The 20,667-nt window shown below is 37.1% G+C and carries 19 protein-coding genes; 9 read left to right on the top strand and 10 right to left on the bottom strand.

The genetic code is table 11. From position 1 onward, the window contains the following. Positions 1 to 82: 82 nt before the first annotated feature. Positions 83 to 1,675, top strand: coding sequence for a TerC family protein (locus ArsFIN_RS07520; protein ID WP_026822952.1), 1,593 nt, complete (start codon positions 83 to 85; stop codon positions 1,673 to 1,675). A 34-nt stretch (positions 1,676 to 1,709) separates the two neighbouring features. Here ArsFIN_RS07520 and asmA read toward each other — a convergent pair whose 3' ends face one another. The 4 genes from asmA to apbC form a co-directional block, all read right to left on the bottom strand. After that, the gene (gene asmA / locus ArsFIN_RS07515; RefSeq protein WP_026822951.1) at positions 1,710 to 3,533 is read right to left on the bottom strand and encodes an outer membrane assembly protein AsmA; all 1,824 of its coding nucleotides are present in this window, start codon (positions 3,531 to 3,533) and stop codon (positions 1,710 to 1,712) included. A 142-nt stretch (positions 3,534 to 3,675) separates the two neighbouring features. Next, complete coding sequence (gene dcd, locus ArsFIN_RS07510; protein ID WP_026822950.1) at positions 3,676 to 4,278, bottom strand: dCTP deaminase; 603 nt, start codon at positions 4,276 to 4,278, stop codon at positions 3,676 to 3,678. Between the two features lie 41 nt (positions 4,279 to 4,319). Beyond that, entirely contained in the window at positions 4,320 to 4,961 is a 642-nt protein-coding gene (udk, locus tag ArsFIN_RS07505; protein ID WP_026822949.1) for a uridine kinase, read from the bottom strand. A gap of 187 nt (positions 4,962 to 5,148) precedes the next feature. Continuing rightward, positions 5,149 to 6,261: an iron-sulfur cluster carrier protein ApbC gene (gene apbC / locus ArsFIN_RS07500; RefSeq protein ID WP_026822948.1), complete on the bottom strand. Its 1,113-nt coding sequence runs from the start codon at positions 6,259 to 6,261 to the stop codon at positions 5,149 to 5,151. A 216-nt stretch (positions 6,262 to 6,477) separates the two neighbouring features. Between apbC and metG the strand changes: the two genes are divergently transcribed. The 6 genes from metG (at position 6,478) to ArsFIN_RS07470 (ending at position 12,692) form a co-directional block, all read left to right on the top strand. After that, the gene (gene metG / locus ArsFIN_RS07495) at positions 6,478 to 8,505 is read left to right on the top strand and encodes a methionine--tRNA ligase (protein ID WP_026822947.1); all 2,028 of its coding nucleotides are present in this window, start codon (positions 6,478 to 6,480) and stop codon (positions 8,503 to 8,505) included. A 134-nt stretch (positions 8,506 to 8,639) separates the two neighbouring features. After that, the gene (locus tag ArsFIN_RS07490) at positions 8,640 to 9,059 is read left to right on the top strand and encodes a CidA/LrgA family protein (RefSeq protein WP_135677614.1); all 420 of its coding nucleotides are present in this window, start codon (positions 8,640 to 8,642) and stop codon (positions 9,057 to 9,059) included. A gap of 41 nt (positions 9,060 to 9,100) precedes the next feature. After that, positions 9,101 to 9,796 carry a CidB/LrgB family autolysis modulator gene (locus ArsFIN_RS07485; protein ID WP_026822945.1) on the top strand — a complete coding sequence of 232 codons (696 nt, stop codon included), beginning with the start codon at positions 9,101 to 9,103 and terminating at the stop codon, positions 9,794 to 9,796. Positions 9,797 to 10,139: 343 nt separating this feature from the next. Continuing rightward, the gene (gene sanA, locus ArsFIN_RS07480; protein ID WP_026822944.1) at positions 10,140 to 10,835 is read left to right on the top strand and encodes an outer membrane permeability protein SanA; all 696 of its coding nucleotides are present in this window, start codon (positions 10,140 to 10,142) and stop codon (positions 10,833 to 10,835) included. 295 nt (positions 10,836 to 11,130) lie between these two features. Then, positions 11,131 to 12,186: a sulfatase-like hydrolase/transferase gene (locus ArsFIN_RS07475; RefSeq protein WP_051297032.1), complete on the top strand. Its 1,056-nt coding sequence runs from the start codon at positions 11,131 to 11,133 to the stop codon at positions 12,184 to 12,186. Positions 12,187 to 12,200: 14 nt separating this feature from the next. Next, on the top strand, positions 12,201 to 12,692 hold the full coding sequence (locus ArsFIN_RS07470; protein ID WP_051297031.1) for a sulfatase-like hydrolase/transferase: 492 nt from the start codon (positions 12,201 to 12,203) through the stop codon (positions 12,690 to 12,692). Positions 12,693 to 12,937: 245 nt separating this feature from the next. Here ArsFIN_RS07470 and folE read toward each other — a convergent pair whose 3' ends face one another. The 5 genes from folE to ArsFIN_RS07445 all read right to left on the bottom strand — a co-directional run bounded on the left by folE (position 12,938) and on the right by ArsFIN_RS07445 (position 17,678). After that, positions 12,938 to 13,606: a GTP cyclohydrolase I FolE gene (folE, locus tag ArsFIN_RS07465; RefSeq protein WP_026822942.1), complete on the bottom strand. Its 669-nt coding sequence runs from the start codon at positions 13,604 to 13,606 to the stop codon at positions 12,938 to 12,940. A 450-nt stretch (positions 13,607 to 14,056) separates the two neighbouring features. Beyond that, positions 14,057 to 14,566: a protein disulfide oxidoreductase gene (locus tag ArsFIN_RS07460; RefSeq protein WP_026822941.1), complete on the bottom strand. Its 510-nt coding sequence runs from the start codon at positions 14,564 to 14,566 to the stop codon at positions 14,057 to 14,059. Then, positions 14,563 to 15,285: a DsbA family protein gene (locus tag ArsFIN_RS07455; protein ID WP_026822940.1), complete on the bottom strand. Its 723-nt coding sequence runs from the start codon at positions 15,283 to 15,285 to the stop codon at positions 14,563 to 14,565. Before ArsFIN_RS07455 ends, ArsFIN_RS07460 begins: the two co-directional genes overlap by 4 nt. After that, positions 15,282 to 17,303, bottom strand: coding sequence for a protein-disulfide reductase DsbD family protein (locus tag ArsFIN_RS07450; protein WP_026822939.1), 2,022 nt, complete (start codon positions 17,301 to 17,303; stop codon positions 15,282 to 15,284). The genes ArsFIN_RS07455 and ArsFIN_RS07450 overlap by 4 nt, the downstream gene beginning before the upstream one ends. Positions 17,304 to 17,351: 48 nt before the next feature. Continuing rightward, entirely contained in the window at positions 17,352 to 17,678 is a 327-nt protein-coding gene (locus ArsFIN_RS07445) for a copper resistance protein (protein ID WP_135677613.1), read from the bottom strand. A 281-nt stretch (positions 17,679 to 17,959) separates the two neighbouring features. Here ArsFIN_RS07445 and moeA point away from each other — a divergent pair, with 281 nt between their 5' ends. Together moeA and moeB are read left to right on the top strand one after the other, a co-directional pair. After that, on the top strand, positions 17,960 to 19,201 hold the full coding sequence (gene moeA, locus ArsFIN_RS07440; protein WP_026822937.1) for a molybdopterin molybdotransferase MoeA: 1,242 nt from the start codon (positions 17,960 to 17,962) through the stop codon (positions 19,199 to 19,201). A 2-nt stretch (positions 19,202 to 19,203) separates the two neighbouring features. Beyond that, complete coding sequence (gene moeB, locus ArsFIN_RS07435; RefSeq protein ID WP_026822936.1) at positions 19,204 to 19,965, top strand: molybdopterin-synthase adenylyltransferase MoeB; 762 nt, start codon at positions 19,204 to 19,206, stop codon at positions 19,963 to 19,965. An 84-nt stretch (positions 19,966 to 20,049) separates the two neighbouring features. On the opposite strand, the gene ArsFIN_RS07430 is transcribed toward moeB, so the two are convergent. After that, on the bottom strand, positions 20,050 to 20,631 hold the full coding sequence (locus ArsFIN_RS07430) for an LOG family protein (protein ID WP_026822935.1): 582 nt from the start codon (positions 20,629 to 20,631) through the stop codon (positions 20,050 to 20,052). Positions 20,632 to 20,667: the final 36 nt, after the last annotated feature.

The raw sequence follows: 20,667 nt of genomic DNA, 5'->3' as shown, positions 1-20,667 counted from the left end.
ATTATATTGAAATTTTTGTTCAAAGTGCCCATTATTCTAAAGGTCGGCATAAGCCGTCATATTAGAGGGTAAAATAAATTTTATGGAATGGATCGCTGATCCTACGATGTGGGCGGGGCTTCTTACTCTTATCGTACTCGAAATCGTGCTTGGCATTGATAATTTAGTTTTTATCGCTATCTTAGCTGATAAATTACCAGCTAAATTACGTAATAAAGCAAGAATAACCGGTTTAACATGCGCACTATTCATGCGTGTTATCTTATTGTTTAGTCTTACTTTACTCGTTTCCTTAACCAATCCTATCATTAACATTTGGGGTCACCCATTTAGCGCGCGCGACATTTTAATGCTTGGTGGTGGGCTTTTTCTGCTTTTTAAAGCCACTATGGAGCTTAATGAGCGGTTAGAAGGTAAAGATAAACAATCTGGCAAACAACGCAAAACAGCCAAATTCTGGGCTGTTGTAGCACAAATTATTGTATTAGATGCTATTTTTTCACTTGATTCAGTTATTACAGCTGTTGGCATGGTTGAACACATTGGCATTATGATTGCGGCAGTCACTATTGCTATGATTTTAATGATTATCGCAAGTAAACCTTTAACCATGTTCGTTAATACCCATCCAACTATTGTTATTCTCTGTCTCAGTTTTTTACTTATGATAGGTTTCAGCTTAGTAGCTGAAGGATTCGGTTATCTGATACCGAAAGGCTATTTATACGCCGCTATTGGTTTTTCTATTATGATCGAATCATTTAATCAATTTGCTTCATTTAATCGACGCCGTTTTTTAAAAGGAAGCAAATCACTACGAGAAAGAACCGCTGAAGCAGTATTGCGGGTTTTAGATGGTCAACATGAACGCGCTGAATTAGATCATCGCACCTCTGATTTGATTGCTGATAATAATGGCATTTTTGATCCACAAGAACGACAAATGATTGTTCGTTTATTAGGATTCGCTCAACGTAATGTTAGTAGTATTATGACTTCGCGCCATGACGTTGAATATATTGATATCAACAAGCCTGCGGATAAGCTACTTTCATTGTTAGAAAAAACACCCCATACACGGCTTGTTGTTACGGATGAATCAATAAGCGATGAGCCTGTCGGGGTTATACATGTTATCGACATATTAAATCAACAATTGAAAAAACAAAAACTTAACTTACATGCCCTAATTACTCAACCACTCATTTTTCCTGAAGGCTTATCACTACTTCAAGCATTGGAACAATTTCGTAAAGCTCATACTCATTTTGCCTTTATTGTTGATGAATTTGGCTCTGTCGAAGGGATAGTTACGCTGACAGATATTATGGAAACTATCGCCGGTAATATGCCAATCAGTGAAGAAGAGGTGGATTCTCGTCATGATATTCAACAATTAGAGGATAGTCGCTGGGTTGCTAATGGTTTTATGCCTTTAGAAGATCTGATCCTTTATGTGCCAATTTCACTTGATGAAAAACGTGAATATGAGACGATAGCCGGATTATTAATGGAGCATTTACAACGAATGCCGATTGTTGGTGAACGTATTAAAATTGAAAATTGGATTTTTGAACCGTTGGAAGTAACCAGCCACCGCCTTAAAAAGGTATTAATCACCCCCCTGCAACTGGCTAAAAAAGATGTTAAACAAAACATAAATTTAACGCGCTGATCATGGCGCGTTAAATTTACTACCAAGATTTAACCTAATGTTGCAATTTAACTTCTTTTTCTAACCAACTATCTAATGCTTTTTTAGCTTGTGATTGAAACTCATCGCGCAGCAATTTTTCAATATTCAATTGATATTGTAAATTTTGCCACTTACCATAAATACGCAGAGGAATGACCAATTTTTTCAGTTTATTAATAAAATTATCATCCCCATGCCAGCCTTTATTGATGTTAACCAACAATTTCACGTCTGCAGATTTGCTCGCTAAATTTAACCAACCGTTACCATCAATACTGATAGCTTCAGAAGAAGCAACCAAATTTGTGAACGACAACAAACCTTTATTAAGTTTTGTATCAACGTTTAAATTTTGAATTTGAGTATTATCTGTAAGATTTTGGGGAGTATTAACTTTATCAGTAAGGCGTGAAAAAGCGTGTTGGATTAATGAAGTTATATTTAATCCTGTTAATTGTGCTTTGGATAATATTACATTAGCATTACCGGACCAAAAATTTAGCACCGCAAATTTACCATAACCAGGCCCCGATAAGTTCGCGGCTAATATCAGTGAACCATCTAGTTTATCAGGCATGTTAAATGCTTGAAGTAAAGGAGCCAACTTAACATTATTAAATTTAGGTTTAGCCGTGACAATAACCGGACTATTTTCATAATTTAAACTAACAGGTAGATCAAAATTTCCCCCTAATAATCCACCTTCTAGCTGACTAACATTTAATAACGCTTTTTTATTGGTTATCTTAGACTTGAAGCTATCAACAATTAAACCTCGATATATAAGTTTATCGGCAGAAATTGTCGCTTGAAATGGAAATTGCTTTAAATAGCCTAAATCATAACTATCGGTATTAGCTGTAGCAATAACAGGCTTAGTACTTATCTGAGGCGTTATTTTTGTCTCTATCAGAGGCTGCAATAAAGGTTGCCAACCTAAAATCTTATCAAGATCCAGTTTAGTGGAAGCAATATTTAATTGATAATCTGGTGATTTACCTAACTGAGCAACTAAATTGCCAGTTAAATGATTATCGTTAACGTTAATAGCTAAATTTGAAAGAGTTAATACGGGTTGTTGATCACGCAAATAATTAAACAATAAAGTCGCATCGCCGCTAATTCCACCTGTTGGTAAATTAATACCACTCATCTTATATTCTAATTGATTGATTTCGCCAGCAATCTGATGCGGATAATCTGCAATATTAAGTATACTTTTTAAAGAAAAAGTTAGATCTTGCTGATCCTTACTCACATTGCTGCTAAAGTTAACGTTAATAAAATGATCATCCTGCCTACTCAGTGATAACATAATATTACGCATATTTAACTGAGTATCATTATCCAACTGCCAAATTAATAAACTATCGGTTAATTTAATTTTATTAATTTCAAATAACCATTTACTAGCATTATTATTTTTTCTACTAATATGGTTAAGACCTTCCGGTGCAATGGGATCATCTTGATTTAATTTTGCTGCACTGTCTGGCGTAGAGCGCAAAACTGCACCACTAATTACAATCTGTTCAACTGAAAGTTGATGGGAGATTAGCGGCCATAACGAAACATCAAGCCGCATGTTATCTGCACTAATGGCGGGCTTGGTAGCGCCGGGGGCAGTGAGTGAAATCGGCCCAGTAATAATACTTAGACTGGGCCATACATGCCAACGCATTTCGCCTTGAAAAACCAAATGATAGCCACTTTTTTGTTCAACTTTATCAATTAAATAGTGACGAAAATCATTGGGATTAACGAGCAACACTAGCGTGGTTAATCCTGCCAAAATAACCACTATCAGGATAGCTAATGTTGTCAAAAATCGTTTCATCACTGTCTCCATCAATGGTACTCAAACAACCAATTAATGACTTCATCATAAGATAAAGCTTATTTCCCGTAACCTGAGAAAATAGAATTATTTTGGTTATAGCATGATCTCAGCGAAACACCGAATTAATTAACGTAAAATATCACAATTTATAATTATTATTACCCTCTTCACTAATTCTACTCCCTACCGCACCTTGTTGATTCTTATACTTTGCATCCTGACGACGATTATAGGGACGATCAGCTGAACCAGATAAGGCTTCAAAACTTAATGCACCAATAACCATACCCGGACGTAACGCCAATGGCAGTTTGCCTGAATTATAAAACTCTAGCACAATCTGACCACACCAACCGGGATCAATACGGTGAGCAGTAACATGCACCATTAACCCCAAGCGAGCAAGAGAAGAACGACCATCAAGCCAACCAACAACATTATCAGGTAAGGTGACTGATTCTAAAGTGACCGCCAATGCTAATTCACCCGGATGCAAAAAAAACGCATCATTATGGTTTAAAGTGATTTCATCGCTCATCACCCGATCCAATGCAGCATTAACTTCATTTTTCGGCCCACTAAGATCAATATAAGGTGCCGTATAGCCCTGAAATACTCGAAATTTATTGCCTAGACAAACGTCAACTGTTGCCCCATTGATCCGTTCGATTGATGGGCGTGGTTCAATAACCAATTTTTTTTCATCAAGCCATTTAACTATATCGCGGTCACAAAGTCGCATTTTTCCATCTCCTTGCGAGAATGCCTAATCTATTTATAGATTTACTGGCAGAACTCCCCTATTTTAGCTTTTAGAATATCAATCGCCACCCGATTTTTTCCACCTCGAGGGACAATAATATCTGCATACTGTTTTGATGGCTCAATAAACTGAAGAAACATTGGACGGACTGTTTTAGTATATTGTTCAATAACAGAATCTAATGTTCGCCCTCGTTCATTTACATCTCGTTTGATTCTTCTTACTAAGCAAATATCCAGTGGTGTATCAACATAAATGGCAAAATCCATATTTTTGCGTAAACGCTTATCCGTTAATAATAAAATACCTTCAATAATAATGACTTTTTTGGGTTGAAAAAAAATGGTCTCAGGCTTACGTGTATGCTGAGTATAATCATATTGCGGCAGATCAATGCCTTTTCCGCTCTTTAACAATTGAAGATGATAACAAAGCAGATCATGATCCATTGAGTTTGGGTGGTCATAGTTTACTTTCACTCGTTCTTCCATCGGAATATCATGTTGATCTCGATAGTAACAATCCTCAGTAATCACACCAATATTATGGTCACCCACTTGAGAAAGTAATTCATGATAAAGCGTTTTCGCAATAAGACTTTTACCTGATGCTGAAGCGCCTGATATACCTACAATAGCGCACTTATGTGCTGTATCAGCCATTTTAAATAACCTGAATTTGAATAAAGGGAATTAATATAATTAAATATTATGATCGCAGGAATTATAAGGGGTTATTTTAGTATCTTCCAGCATTTAAAATTAGGTCTAGCTAATTTTTATAACAAGACCTAACAATAATTATCACCTTATATTTATTTTCAATCAATAAGTCATGGGATTAATCAGTTTAAATAGTCCGAAAAGCAATTTCAGTGGCAATGGTTTCCCCTGCCCAGTACATTTGAGCAGCAATCGTCGAGGCTATTTCCCGATAGATATCAGCAAATTCACCATCTGGATCTCGAATAACCGTTGGTTGACCTTGGTCTAAATCTTCACGCAGCGAAATATGTAACGGTATCTTACCTAATAGCTTACACTGATATTTTTCAGCCAATTTTTCTGCACCACCAGAACCAAAAATGGGCTCTATGTGGCCACAATTGCTACAAATATGTAGACTCATATTTTCAACAATCCCCAATACCGGTACTTTAACTTTGTCAAACATCGCAATGCCTTTCATCGCATCAAGCAAAGCAATATCTTGCGGTGTAGTAACCACAATTGCTGCGGTAACCGGTATATTCTGTGATAATGTTAATTGTATATCACCAGTTCCCGGTGGCATATCGACCACTAAATAATCCAATTCTGGCCATTGGGTATCCTGTAGCATTTGCATCAAGGCCTTACTAGCCATTGGACCACGCCATATCATTGCATTGTCATCATTAACCAAATAACCAATTGAATTAGTTGCCAGCCCATAAGCCATTATAGGTACCATATGATGCCCATCAGGTGAAGTAGGTCGCTGGTTTTTAGTTGCTAACATATTCGGAATAGAGGGGCCATAAATATCTGCATCCAGAATACCTACCTTCGCGCCTTCTTGCGCCAATGCTAACGCTAAATTCACTGTCGTAGTTGATTTACCCACTCCCCCTTTACCTGAACTAATCGCAATAATATTGCGCACCCCATTAATACCCGGCAAATCATTCACTCTACGTAATGTATTGATATTATGACGTAATTTCCACTCTACTGCTTGCGCACCCGCTATTTTTCGTAATTGTGATGTTTTCTGTTCAATTAATAGTTTAAAAGGGGTTTTCCAGGCAAAAGGCATGACTAATTCAATGTGCAAAACGTCATCTAGTAACGCACAATGATATAATGCTTTTAATGTAGTCAAATTACTTTGCAGTGTTGGATGGGAAAATGTGTCCAAAACCTCAGCGACCTGCTGAGTTAACTGTTCTGGTTTTATTTGTTCGAAGGATCCTGAATTCATCGCAGCTCCTTTTATTTAGTATTAAATTATCAACAATTGATCACTGCATCATACCAGAGAACAATTTAATTAAGATAAATAGATAATAAAAACGACACTTATCAATCAAAATTACGATAAAATAATGTTAGATTAGTCATATTCAGGCCTAGCCGGAAAAAATACAATCGGTTAACATCAATTATTGTTCAATTTTATGGAAGTTAAATCCTTACTATGTCTCAAGTCGCGAAAAAACTTTTGGTAACCTGTGCGTTACCTTATGCTAACGGTTCAATTCACCTTGGCCATATGTTAGAGCATATTCAGGCCGATATTTGGGTTCGTTATCAACGAATGCGCGGCAAACAAGTTTACTTTATCTGTGCCGATGATGCCCACGGCACGCCTATCATGCTAAAAGCGCAACAATTAGGTATAACGCCTGAAGAGATGATTAGTAAAGTAAATCAGGAACATCAACACGATCTTGCCGACTTTGCCATCAGTTATGATAATTACCATTCAACTCATAGTGTAGAAAATAAAACATTATCTGAACAAATTTATTTGACACTAAAAAAGAACGGTTTTATCCAAAGCAAAACAATCTCGCAGCTTTACGATCCTAAGCAGGAAATGTTTCTACCCGATCGCTTTGTTAAAGGGAGTTGCCCAAAATGCCAAGCTGCTGATCAATATGGTGATAATTGTGAAGTCTGTGGTGCTACTTATAACCCAACGGAGCTTATCAATCCCCATTCGGTGATTTCTGGTGCAACACCTGAAATGCGCGAGACAGAGCATTTTTTCTTTGATTTACCAGCATTTAGTAAGATGTTGCAAACTTGGACACGCTCTGGTGCTTTACAACCACAAGTGGCGAATAAAATGCAAGAGTGGTTTGAAGCAGGTTTACAGCAATGGGATATTACTCGTGATGCCCCTTACTTTGGTTTTGAAATTCCTAATGAACCGGGTAAATATTTTTACGTCTGGTTAGACGCACCGATTGGCTATATGGGAACATTTAAAAATCTATGTGAAAAACAACCTGATATTGATTTTGCTAGCTTTTGGCAACAAGATTTTACAGCCGATCTCTACCACTTTATCGGCAAAGACATTGTCTACTTCCATAGTTTATTTTGGCCAGCAATATTAGAAGGCAGTGGTTATCGTAAACCTACCAATATCTTCGTTCACGGTTATATCACTGTTAATGGCGCAAAAATGTCCAAATCACGAGGCACTTTTATTACCGCGCGCGCCTATTTAGATCAGCTGGATGCTGATTGTTTACGTTACTATTATGCCGCTAAACTTTCATCCCGCATTGATGATATTGATCTTAACTTAGAAGACTTTGTTCAACGGGTTAATAGCGACATTGTGAATAAAGTCGTTAACCTTGCAGCACGCAATGCCGGATTCATTAATAAACGCTTTCATAATAAGTTATCATCACGCCTTGCGGCTCCCGAGCTTTACCAGCAATTTATTGCCGCAGCAAACAAAATTGGTCAAGAATTTTGTCAACGTGAATATAATAAAGCAATTCGTGAAATTATGTTACTTGCTGATCTGGCCAATCGTTATATCGATGAGCAAGCCCCCTGGGTAGTTGCAAAACAAGAGGATCGCGAACAAGATTTACATGACATATGTTCTATGGGTATCAATTTATTCCGGGTGCTAATGACTTATTTAAAACCCATATTACCGGGACTTACCGGCCGGACAGAAGCTTTTTTAAATATTTCACTCAACTGGGATGATATCAACAATCCATTGCTAAATCATGAAATTACGCCATTTAAAACTTTATTCCAGCGAATTGAAATGCACAATGTCACCGCAATGTTAGCGGCATCTAGTGAAAATATAACGGCGCAAACGATGACTAATCAAACAGATTCAGAAAATCCTAGTCAAGAGGTAATCAGTTTTGATGACTTTAACAAAGTAGACTTACGCGTTGCTCTAATTAAGCAAGCTGATTTAGTCGAAGGTTCCGATAAGCTGCTAAAACTACAATTAGATTTAGGTAATAGCAGCCGACAAGTTTTTTCGGGTATTCGCGCGGCTTATCCAGATCCTAAAGTACTAGAAGGTCGCTTAACAATTATGGTTGCTAATTTAGCGCCAAGAAAAATGCGCTTTGGTGTTTCCGAAGGAATGGTATTAGCAGCCGGCCCTGGTAACAAAGATATTTTTCTATTAAGTCCTGATGCTGGCGCCAAACCTGGCATGCAAGTAAAGTAGATTAATAATAAAAACATTAAATAAAAATGGCGACAATAGTATTCTCGCCATTTTTCATCTCACTTATGCCAGCAACCTAATACATTAAGTGAGTTAATTGTATTATCAGTATGTTTTGTTATAGGACTGGTATTATGTTGATTTCTAAAAATATCCTTTATATTAGTTGGCAGTATCTACGCGCTTTTTTACTCATTTATCTCTGCCTAATAATAGGAAACCTAATTTCAACTTTACTACCTTTTTCTCTGCCAGGTAGTATAATCGGCATGCTGATCTTATTTAGCTTGTTAACAATCCAAATCATACCTGTCCGATGGATACAACCAGGCTGCCATTTATTGCTAAAAAATATGACAATGCTATTTATTCCTATCGGGGTAGGCATAATGAATTATTATGATACGCTTAGCCAACAAATTATCCCTATTTTGCTTTCCTGTATTGTAAGTACATTGATTATTATGATTATTGTTGCTTATAGCTCACACTATATCCATCGTGAAATTAGCATCAATACCTCGGATACTGATAAACAACAGAGTAAAAAATAAAATTCAGCCAAAAAAAATTGGCCAAATAACGAGTAATAATAATGTTAAATCATATTTGGTGGTCACTACCTTTTACCATTATCGTTTTCTTATTAGCGAGAAAATTATTCCAAAAATTTAAACTGATCATTTTAAATCCTTTGTTAATTTCGATCGGAATCATTATTCCTGTTTTATTGATAACGCAGACTTCTTATGACCATTATTTCTCTGGTAGCCGTATTCTGAATGATTTGTTACAGCCGGCAGTTGTTGCCTTGGCTTTGCCATTATATGAACAGTTACATCAAATTCGTGCCCAATGGAAATCCATTATTAGCATTTGTTTTATTGGTAGTCTGATTGCCATGATAACCGGAACCACTATTGCCTTATGGACAGGTGCAACCGTCGAAATGGCCGCTTCCATATTACCAAAATCAGTGACGACACCCATAGCTATGGCTGTATCAGAGGCTATTGGCGGCGTGCCTGCCATTAGTGCCGCTTGTGTAATCTTAGTTGGTATTTTTGGCGCTATGTTTGGGCAGTTACTGTTTAATTTCTTGCAGATAAAAAACCCTATCGCTCGAGGATTAGCGATGGGAGCGGCTTCACATGCAGTAGGTACGGCGCGCAGCGCCGAGATAGACTACATTGAAGGTGCATATAGTTCTCTCGCATTGATGACGTGTGGCATCATTACTTCATTAATTGCCCCTTTTATTTTTCCTTTACTAATTCAATTATTACATTAAGCCATCATCTATAAACTATAAAAATGACTCAGCAAAACAATAAACCGTTCTATATTTTTATCTGTAGAAAATCTAATTCCACTAGCAGGTGCTAATTTTAGGGTTTATAAATTTAGATCAAAGCTAACCAATAGCCACAGCGAGCTTTGACAATGTGTTAGGTCAAGTTATTACCGGTAATTTCTGCTTATCTAAATATCGTATTTACAAACTTACCCCCTTCTGAGTATTATAAGTCTTATCTAACAATAAGCGGTTAAATTGATAAGAGAGGCGTATGTTAATAAGTAAAATAGTCCTAGTTGAGCTCTCTTTCGCTATTATGTAATCACAGGCATAGATGATGAGGAAATTCCTTATTTATAGCTTACTGACCATTATAGTAACAGCAATCGTTGCCATTTTAACATTCGATCGGTGGATTAGCTGGAAAACTGCTGATTATATCTATGATGATGTAAAAAAACTGCCACCTCGAAGCGTTGGCATGATTTTAGGCACGTCAAAATTTTATTCTACCGGCTCACCTAATGAGTACTATAAGTATCGAATTCAAGGCGCCATCAATGCTTACAATAGTGGCAAAATAAAATACTTGCTCGTTAGTGGTGATAATGCACATTATAATTACAATGAACCGATCACCATGCGTAGAGATCTAATCGCAGCGGGTATACCGGCAGCAAAAATTGTATTGGATTTTGCCGGCTTTCGAACACTAGATTCTGTTATCCGAACTCGTCAAGTGTTTGCCACCAATAACTTTACTATTATTACCCAACGTTTTCATTGTGAAAGGGCACTATTTATCGCCATGAAAAAAGGGATAGATGCACAGTGCTATGCCGTTTCTTCACCAAAAAAAATCATTAAAGTTCGTTTGCGCGAGGTTTTTGCCCGTATTAATGCTCTGATTGATCTCTATATATTAAAAAGTGAACCCCGGTTTTTAGGTCAACAAGAATCCATTCCTGCACCGATAAAAATGCCTGATGGAATCAAAGGATATCCTGCCGTTTTACCTGAAGAACTCAAATAATAGTAGCCAGCTCAATTAGCCCATTTGTTATGATTTAAATAATTTAATATACATATTTATATTCAAATCATTTACTCAAATTGGGTCATGTTATTGTTGTATCTGGGCCAACGAACAAATGAAATCGGTGAACATAAATTTGTTATTAAGAGGAAATTAGGATTATACTCATTGCCGTACACAAAAGGAAAAAGAGCCCAGAGTCAGGCTCAAGATGGAAATATTATAAAGCCGAGTTGGCAAATTTTGGAAAACTTATTAGATATAATCATCATCCTATAACCTAAATTTTCATATGAAAAAATTGATAAAACATTTTATAAAAAATAAAATAGCTAATAATGAATACTTTTTACCAAAAATTATTTTACTTTTTATTACCTTTTCTTTTATACATTGTGGATTAGGCTATCAAGCAAAATTTATTTATACAATTGGTGTTGTAGCTTTTTTAGTTTTTATAAATAGAGTTAAATTTTTATACATTTCTTTTGTCTGGATATTTACAATTATTTCAACGATATACTTACCTATTGCTATTCTATATGGCCCTCCATCATTTAATATATTAGCATCTTTATTTTATACAAATAAAGACGAAGCTATCGGATTTTTATCATTAATTCCTTATTACTATTATTTATTTTCTTTATTAATTTTATTTTTGGGAATTTTTTGTTCACGATTAAAAATTAAGAAAATAAAATATTTATCATCAATATCATTCATTATTTTTTTTGTGATATTATTATCCACTCCAATTAAAGATTATAGAAAAGAAAGTAGCATTAACCTATTAAATAGTGGCTATCCAGAAATAAAATTTATTAAAGAATTTTATTACTCTCTAATTGAGCTAAATAAAGAAAACAGTAAATTAGAAAAATTGATATATCAAAAAGATGATTTTAATCCTGTGAATAGTAAAAATAAATATAATACTTATGTTATGGTGATTGGTGAGAGTGCCAGACGTGATTTAATGCATTTTTACGGTTTTCATATCAATAATACCCCATTTATGAATTCAATTAATGGTATATTTTTTACTAATTATATATCAGCAGGCGCATCGACTAATATCTCATTAAGCAATACAATAGCAATAAAAGGAAATTTATCAAATAATATTGTATCATTAGCAAATAAAGCTGGATTTAGTACTTATTGGTTATCAAATCAAGGAGCATTAGGAATATTTGATACTCCAATCGCATCTATGGGTAAAAAGGCCAACAAATATCACTTTTTGAAAAAGGGTGATTATGATAATAGTAATAATTCTTCTAATGACACTGGTTTATTGCCATTTATTAAAACAGCAATAAATGACAATAAAAAAATAAGTTGATAATTATTCATTTAATGGGAAGTCATCCTCCTGCTTGTAATAGAACAAACGACTATTATGAAATTTTTTATAAAAGTAAAGATGTTTCATGTTATATACAAAGTATAAAAGAAACAGATAACTTGCTATCGAAAATATATAATGAACTTTCACTAACAAAAACAAAATGGTCTATGATGTATTTTTCTGATCATGGGCTTTCTTATGCGAATAGAAATGATATTCAACAATTAAGAATTATGCATGGGAGTAGTTATAGACAAAACTATGAAATTCCATTTTTTATTACGTCTTATGATTCCAAAGAAAAAATATATATTAAAGAAAAAAGAAGTGCCCTTAGTTTTATGAGTTTATTTTCAGAATGGACTGGTATTGATGATAAAATTATCGATAAAAAATGTCATATAATCTCTAATGATAAATGTGAAAATCAAAACAATATTATTAACTTTCATAATAAGGTAATAAACTACCTTGAGTTCCCCATAGAAAAAAGTATTTAAGCAAGGAGTTTTCCCTTTTAGTATTGGGACTTTGCTATCCAGTCAATAGCTGGAACGATTACGATATCAATATTATTTAATTTTACGTTATAAAAGCACTACATTTTAAATTGGATTCACATATGCTTATTGAGATAGCGCAACGCCAAAAATATTTACCAATAAAATAGCAAAAAAATAGCGCTTTCGCGCAGCAGATCAATTTGCTCAATCCGCTGCTATTTGGCTGTTATAACAAACATTAGTTAGTAATTACGCAGGCGAGAAATGTTACGTAAAAACTCCTGACGGGTATTTTGACTAGATTTAAATAAGCCACCTAGCGAGGTTGTCATTGTGCTGCTGCTTACATCACGAACGCCTCTGGCTTTAACACAATAGTGAACGGCATCAATCGAAACAGCAACATTAGCTGTGCCTAATAAAGTTTGGAGCGCAATTAAAATCTGTTGGGTTAAACGCTCCTGAACTTGTGGCCGTTGAGAAAAGAATTGAACAATACGATTAATCTTAGATAAACCAACCACTTTTTCCTTTGGAATATAGGCCACTGTCGCCTTACCATCGATGGTAACAAAATGGTGCTCACAGATACTGGTTAAAGTGATATCACGAACCGTCACCATTTCGTCAAAATCCATTTTGTTTTCGATTAAGGTAATTTTAGGGAAGTTATTATAATCGAGCCCAGAGAAAATTTCGTCAACATACATTTTAGCAACGCGCTTCGGTGTTTCCGCTAAGCTATCATCGCTAAGATCCAGATTAAGTAAACGCATAATTTCACCCATGTGCAGTTCAATCTGTTGTTTACGCTCATTTGAGGAAAGAGATTGGCCGCAAAGTGGGGTTTCAAGACCACGAGCTTCGAGTGCTTTACGAACAAGATGCGCTTCTTGACTTAGCGATGACATGCATTTCTCCAACAATAAAATTCAACATATATCCAACTACATATTCAAGCAATGGATAACATTATTCCATTACAATAACCTATCCTAACAAAATATTTTTTATATCGCGCTAATTTTTCATATCAGAGTCATTATTTATCCTTTTTTGCTATCCATCTATAGAAAATTATCTATTATATTTACGCTAAATAATCAATTTACTGACTATATCCTCATTTTAAACTCACAAAACGGCGATTAAATTTTTTGTTATAACATATGTGAGTTTTAACCAGAAAAATCTATTGCTGTAATATAACAGACAAAAATAGCTGTTATTGTGTTCGTTAACTTATTTGATTTGTTATTCACTAAAAATAGCGTTAATTAAACAACTGTTGATTAATCAACAGTTGTTAAGTCAATTATTTTGCCAACTAAAATAGATTTCATCATTAGATAGCAATTTATTTAATTCATATAATTACTCCACCAAAGACGAAACTTCAAACCGATTAAACTACTCCAGCCGGTAGTGGTACTAACCACTTTGCCTTTATAAATAATGACAAAAGTTGGCGTTACACTAATGTTCCATTGAGCAGCATGGGCACCGGTTGGATCATTAACCGTTGGCATCATAAAGTGCTTTTTCCTCAAATAATGCTGTACTTTAGCGTCATCACCTGAACGAAAGGCGACGGTTAATACATTACCACCGTTAGCCGCATAGTCCGCTATTTTTGGGCTGGTAAAACGACAAATGCCACACCTGCTAGCCCAAAAATAGAGCAATAGTGGTTGTTTGGCACTTAACTCTGCCAATGTTACTTGTTTTTCCGCTAGCGTTATTACGGTGTCATTAGCAAAATTATAGGGCGCTTGAGGAGCACGGAAATTATCCAGTAATAGAATAAAAATGACTAGGATCAACAAAAAAAACAGCCCCTCACGCAACCAACGATAAAATTTATTTGTCATTTAAGTTTTTCCAATTCTGTTTTAACTATCCTTTGCAACTGTTCATAACTCACCGCGCCACTCAGCACTTGAGAGCCAATCAATGTAGCTGGCGTACCTTGCACGTCGAGCTGTTGTGCTAGCGCCAAATTGTCGTTAATGGTATCCAGCGTTTGGCTATCAAACTGCATTAAATTAATACCAATTTTTTGCTCTGCTGCTTTGATACTGGCGTCATCATGATAACCTTTCTTGGCCATCAGACGATGGTGTAGCAACCAAAACTTTTCCCTATCCTGTTTCCACAAGGAAAGCGCACTGCGCGCAGCTGTCACTGAACTTTGCGCTCGAAACGGTAGTGGTTTGATAATCAAAGCAACTTGCGGTTGAGACTGGACAATTTTTATCAGTAACGGATCAAATTGTTTACAAAAAGAACAGTTATAATCAGTAAAATAAACCATCACTAATTTCGCATCAGCGGCGCCAAGACGTGGGCTATTCGGATCGTTAAATAGCCTATTTTGGTTTTGTTTAACTATTTTTTCCAACTGTTGCTGACTTTGTTGTTGTCGCTGTTCACGATAAGCATTAGCCGCTTGTACCAGTATTTCCGGATTATTAATTAATGTTTCGCGGATCTGTTCTTGCAAAAAAGCTTTCTGTTCTAATGTAAACAGGTGATTATTAGCTAATAATGGCGTCGTCATTAGTAATAGCAACAAAATGAATTTTTTCATCTTGCATCTCCTTTTGCCTGCTGCAAAATTTGCAATAAGTCATCTTTATTCAACAACGGCGATAGAATTTTCCCCTGCGTCAATCCAGGGCCATAAATCTGGTTAAAGGGAACCGCCAGCATACCGCGTTTTTGTAAAAATTGATTAATGGTGTCTGACGGCTGAGTCCAGTCACCACGCAATGCGACCACATCTTCAGCCTGTAGAGCTTTTTGCACATCACTACGTAGCAACACATTAAATTTGTTAGCTTTACAAGTAACGCACCAGTCAGCCGTTACATCGATGAATACCCGTTTATTTGCCGCTAGTGCCTGGTTAATTGCTGCTTCGGTTAATGGTTGCCACCGGATCTCATCTTTCAGTGATTGCTTGCTGTAGTGTAAAGTAAGCGTAACTAACCCAATAGCTAGCGCAGCACTTCCACCCACAGTAATTGCCCAACGTAATGAATAATGACGTGCACAACTGAACAGTAAAGCCGCTAGTATTAAAAAGCCCAAAAACAGTGTCCAACTTGTACCGATAAATGGAGTGAGCAAACTAAGTAACCAGAGACAGGATGCCAGCATCATAGCAGCCAGCCCTAGACGCAATTTATTCATCCAACGGCCAGGTCGAGGTAGCCGGAAAGCTAGCGTAGGTCTCACCGCAATTAATAACCAAGGTAAACTCATACCCATGCTCATTGCGATAAATAGTCCCCATAATTGCGGTAATGGTGCTACCAGTGCAACAGCAATCGCAGTACCAAGAAAAGGAGCTGAACACGGTGTTGCTAGTAGCGTCGCAAATGCACCGTGTAAGAAATGGTTCATTAACCCATCAGCCTGCAAGTTGGCTAATCGTGTATTAAAATTAGTGGGTAAGCGGAAATAAAACAGTCCCAAGAGATTTGCACTAAATAGCAGAGTGACTATTACCAATAAAGCGATAAACCACGGATTTTGAAACTGAATACCCCAGCCTATTGCTTGATTGGTTAGCCGTAAAATCGTCATCAACAACGCAAGCGCCATAAAAGAGATAATAATACCGCCGCTTGAAGCCAAAAATTGTAATCTTACACTGCGACGATCACGCTGTTGCAGCTGTAAAATAGTACTAAGTTTGAGACCTAACACTGGTAAAACACATGGCATAAAATTAAGGATCAAACCGCCTGCGATGGCGAATAACACAATCTGCCATAGTGGCATTTGTAAGTGATCAGATGCTAGTGGCGCGCCAATGGTGACCGTGCTTTGCTGAGCAATACCTTCATCCTCTATCACTAACGACAAAGTTTTACCCGTCAAATCTGGTGCAACATCGCCCCACTCATCAGTCGCAGGTAAAGTGATCTGCAAACGTTGTCCTTGTAGTTGCAAAACTGGCTTACCAAGGCTGGCTCCATCTGGCATATCGACAAAAACTGCTGGTGCATGCCAGCTAGCGACTCGTTCAGCCAGTACCTGCACTACACCGCTGCGATAACCTGCTGTTAACTTTGCTAGTAATGCGTTTTCTTGTGGGACTTTACCCATTGCGGTAGCGTAATTATGGGCAAAGTTTGCATCAGTGGGTTGTTGTAGATCTAAAGTGAAAGGATAATCGGTTAGAATACAGACGTTGCTGCAGGTTGACAATGTCAAGGTGCCACTTAGCAGTGAGTCAGGTTTTGCTGTTAACTGGATCGGCAGGCTAACACCCTCATGATAGCCTTGAGTACTGATGCCAGAAACATCAAAGCGTTGTGGGGTTGGCCAAAACCATTTTGCCGCAATTGAATTATCTTGCCAGGTGATTTTCGGCGCAATTCCCCCCTCTCCCGGTGTTCGCCAGTAAGTTTTCCAACCCTCTTGTAAACGGATATCAAGTAAAAGGCGCGTAACATCAGCTGCGTTATTGTCAGCGCGTAAACGAACTTCAGCATGACTATTTTGTAAGTTTTTAAGCCAACCGGTGTCGGCTGCAAAAGTAACTGGCAACCATAGCATAAGCAATGCCAGCAGGCTATTACGAAAAAAATTTAGCATATTTTATCTCCGAAAATGAAAATGACTAAGTAATAAACTTGTCAGTATTCATTCCCGGAAATTACAGAGTCGTAAATGAATACGAAGTCGAGGAGATGAAAGTGGAATAGTAAAAGAGAGTAGGACAGCAAAGCGTGGGATAAATACCAGTAACGCTAATAACACACTAAAAATTAGTAGTAGCGCTTCTGTGATCACCGGTGGGATACTCACTAAGGATTTAGTACTCAACTCACAAGGAGTCAGCGAATTATCGATATCATCCTGATGATCCTCTGCAAAAACGGAGGCCTGCCCGCTAGTTACCGGAGAAAATATCAACTGCCCCATAGCAATACGACTAACCATACAAATCATCACGATTAGGTATGCCAAGGCGAGAAACCATTTTGACAGTTGCTGCATTTTTCTCATGCTAACCTCGATAAAAACGAATGTTTATTCTAGCATTGACAATAAATTGTACAACCCCAGACTAGCTAAACCGACGTAATTATTTTATCAGCCTTGATAGTTAAATTAAATTAATCCATAAACAGGCGACAAAGAAGTTATCTACTTTGTCAATAAGCGAGATTATTGGCATAATACGCTGAAAATATTTGGCAAAATTATGCCAATATCAGTCAAAATGGTAGTCTTTTTGGGAGCAAAATATGGAGCATTATCATACCGGCGAATTATTATCGTTGAAGGAAGCATTAAATATTATCTTTACCCTAACTACCCCAATGGCAGAAAAAGAAATTATCCCATTAACAGAATCGATTAACCGCATAACTGCCACAGAAATTATATCGCCCATTAATGTCCCTCCATTTGATAATTCAGCCATGGATGGTTATGCAATACGCTTTAATGATTGGCATGACGCAACTCCGTTGGTTATTGCGGGTAAAGCATTGGCTGGTTCTCCTTTTCGCGAACCGCTGCCAGCAAAATCTTGTATCCGCATTATGACTGGAGCGCCGATTCCCATTGACGTTGATACGGTCATCATGCAAGAAAACACCCTGTTAGCTAATAATGCCATCAGCTTCACACAACCAATAAAACCAGGCACAAATATTCGTTTCACCGGCGAAGATATTCGACAAGGTGATAGCGTATTGCCCATTGGAACAAAACTTTCCGCAACTCAGGTATCTCTTATCGCGTCATTGGGAATAAGTGAAATTGAAGTTTTTCGCCAGTTGAAAGTGGCTATTTTCTCTACCGGCGATGAACTACAAACTATTGGTCAGCCACTAGCTGCTGGTCAAATTTATGATACTAATCGGCTGGCAATACGCTTGATGTTGGAAAAAATGAACTGCCAAGTGATTGATTTAGATATTATTGCTGATGATCCTGACAAACTCTATCAAGCATTTAAGCAAGCGGATCAACAAGCTGATCTGGTTATTAGTAGCGGCGGTGTGTCGGTGGGTGAAGCTGATTATACCAAGCAGATTCTTGATGAAATAGGTAGCATCAATTTCTGGCAACTGGCAATAAAACCCGGTAAACCATTTGCCTTTGGTAAACTAAAATCTGCCTGGTTTTGTGGCTTACCTGGTAATACTGTTTCCGCTATAGTTACCTTTTATCAACTAGTACAGCCGATTATTAATCACCTGTGCGCCTTTACTCAATGGCAAAGCACCCCCTATTTGAAAGCGCGCGCCACCAGCTTGATAAAAACATCACCTGGGCGTCTTGAGTTTCAACGCGGAATTGCCAAAGTAAATACTCAAGGAGATTTAGAAGTAACACCAATGGCACAACAAGGTTCACACATTTTGAGTTCTTTTAACCAAAGTAACTGTTTTATCGTTTTAGCGCAAAATCGTGGCCAGGTTAACGCAGGTGAATTAGTTGATATTGAGTATTTTAATTATTTATTAATAAGTGAATAAGTATGGCTATCGAATTATCTGACCAAGAAATACTGCGTTATAATCGCCAAATTATTTTACAAAACTTCGATTTTGACGGACAAGAAAAATTAAAAGCAGCGAAAGTATTGATTGTCGGAGTGGGTGGGTTAGGTTGCGCCGCTGCTCAATATTTAGCCGCCGCAGGCGTTGGCCAACTGACACTGCTTGATTTTGATACGATCTCCCTATCAAATTTACCACGGCAAATCCTATATAACGACCAATCTATTGGTAGTGCAAAGGTTGACTCGGCCAAAACCACCTTACTTAACATTAATCCGTATATAAAAATTTCTACCATTGATAAAAAATTAACAGAACATGAACTTAATATTTTAATTAAGCAGCAAAATGTGATTGTCGATTGTACGGATAATGTGGCAATTCGCGAGCAGCTTAATCGCCTATGCTTAACGCTAAAGCGCCCACTCGTCTCCGGCGCCGCTATTCGCATGGAAGGACAACTGGTGGTATTAACTTATCAAGATAATACCCCCTGCTATCACTGTTTAAGTCGTTTATTTGGTGAAAATAATCTCTCCTGCATCGAAACCGGCGTTATGTCTCCACTGGTTGGTATTATTGGTAGCCTGCAAGCGATGGAAACACTAAAATTGCTCACTAACTATGGTCAAATCAACAGCGGGAAAGTGCTATTTTATGATGCTATGTTAACAGAATTTCGCACCATTAATTTAATGCCTGATCCTAATTGTGAAATCTGTCAGCCCAGCCAAAAATAGGCTAATATTTATCGCCGTGAGCGCAGCATAGCACTTTGTCACCCTCTATGTTTGTTAATGCTAACTAAGTGAAACATAGCACAGTTATAGTTCATCATAAGTTTTTACTGATGGTGCTGTGTAGTGCAAAAAACGATCAAGTAAATTGGCCGGATTATCATCAACAATCGCCATATGGCGATATTTTTCTTGTAAGAACTTTTCATCAGCCATTTTTTCTATCATAGCCACTAAGGGTGTCCAATAATTATTAACATTTAATAATCCACAAGGTTTCGCATGTAAGCCAATTTGACCCCAAGTAAACACTTCACTAAATTCCTCCAGGGTACCAAATCCCCCTGGTAGCGCAATGAATCCATCAGCCAAATCAATCATTTTCTGCTTACGTTGATGCATAGTATCGACAATATAGCTTTTAGTCAGTCCAGTATGAGAAATCTCACGTTCAACTAATAATTTAGGCATTACGCCAATAACTTGACCACCTTGTTCCAATATCGAATTGGCTAAAACGCCCATAATACCAACGCGGCCACCGCCATAAACCAGCGTTATTTTTCTGTTAACCAGCTCGGATGCTAATGCCACAGCCTGCTGCTGATAGATACCACTGGCTCCTACACTAGAGCCACAATAAACCGTTACACTCTTTATCTTTCCCACATTATCCTCCTTAACTTAAATTCACTAGTTCCAGCC

This window comes from Arsenophonus nasoniae, from assembly GCF_004768525.1.
Lineage (GTDB): Bacteria > Pseudomonadota > Gammaproteobacteria > Enterobacterales > Enterobacteriaceae > Arsenophonus > Arsenophonus nasoniae.
Note: the sequence above shows the minus strand (reverse complement) of the source record. Positions and strands in the feature narration are given on the sequence as shown.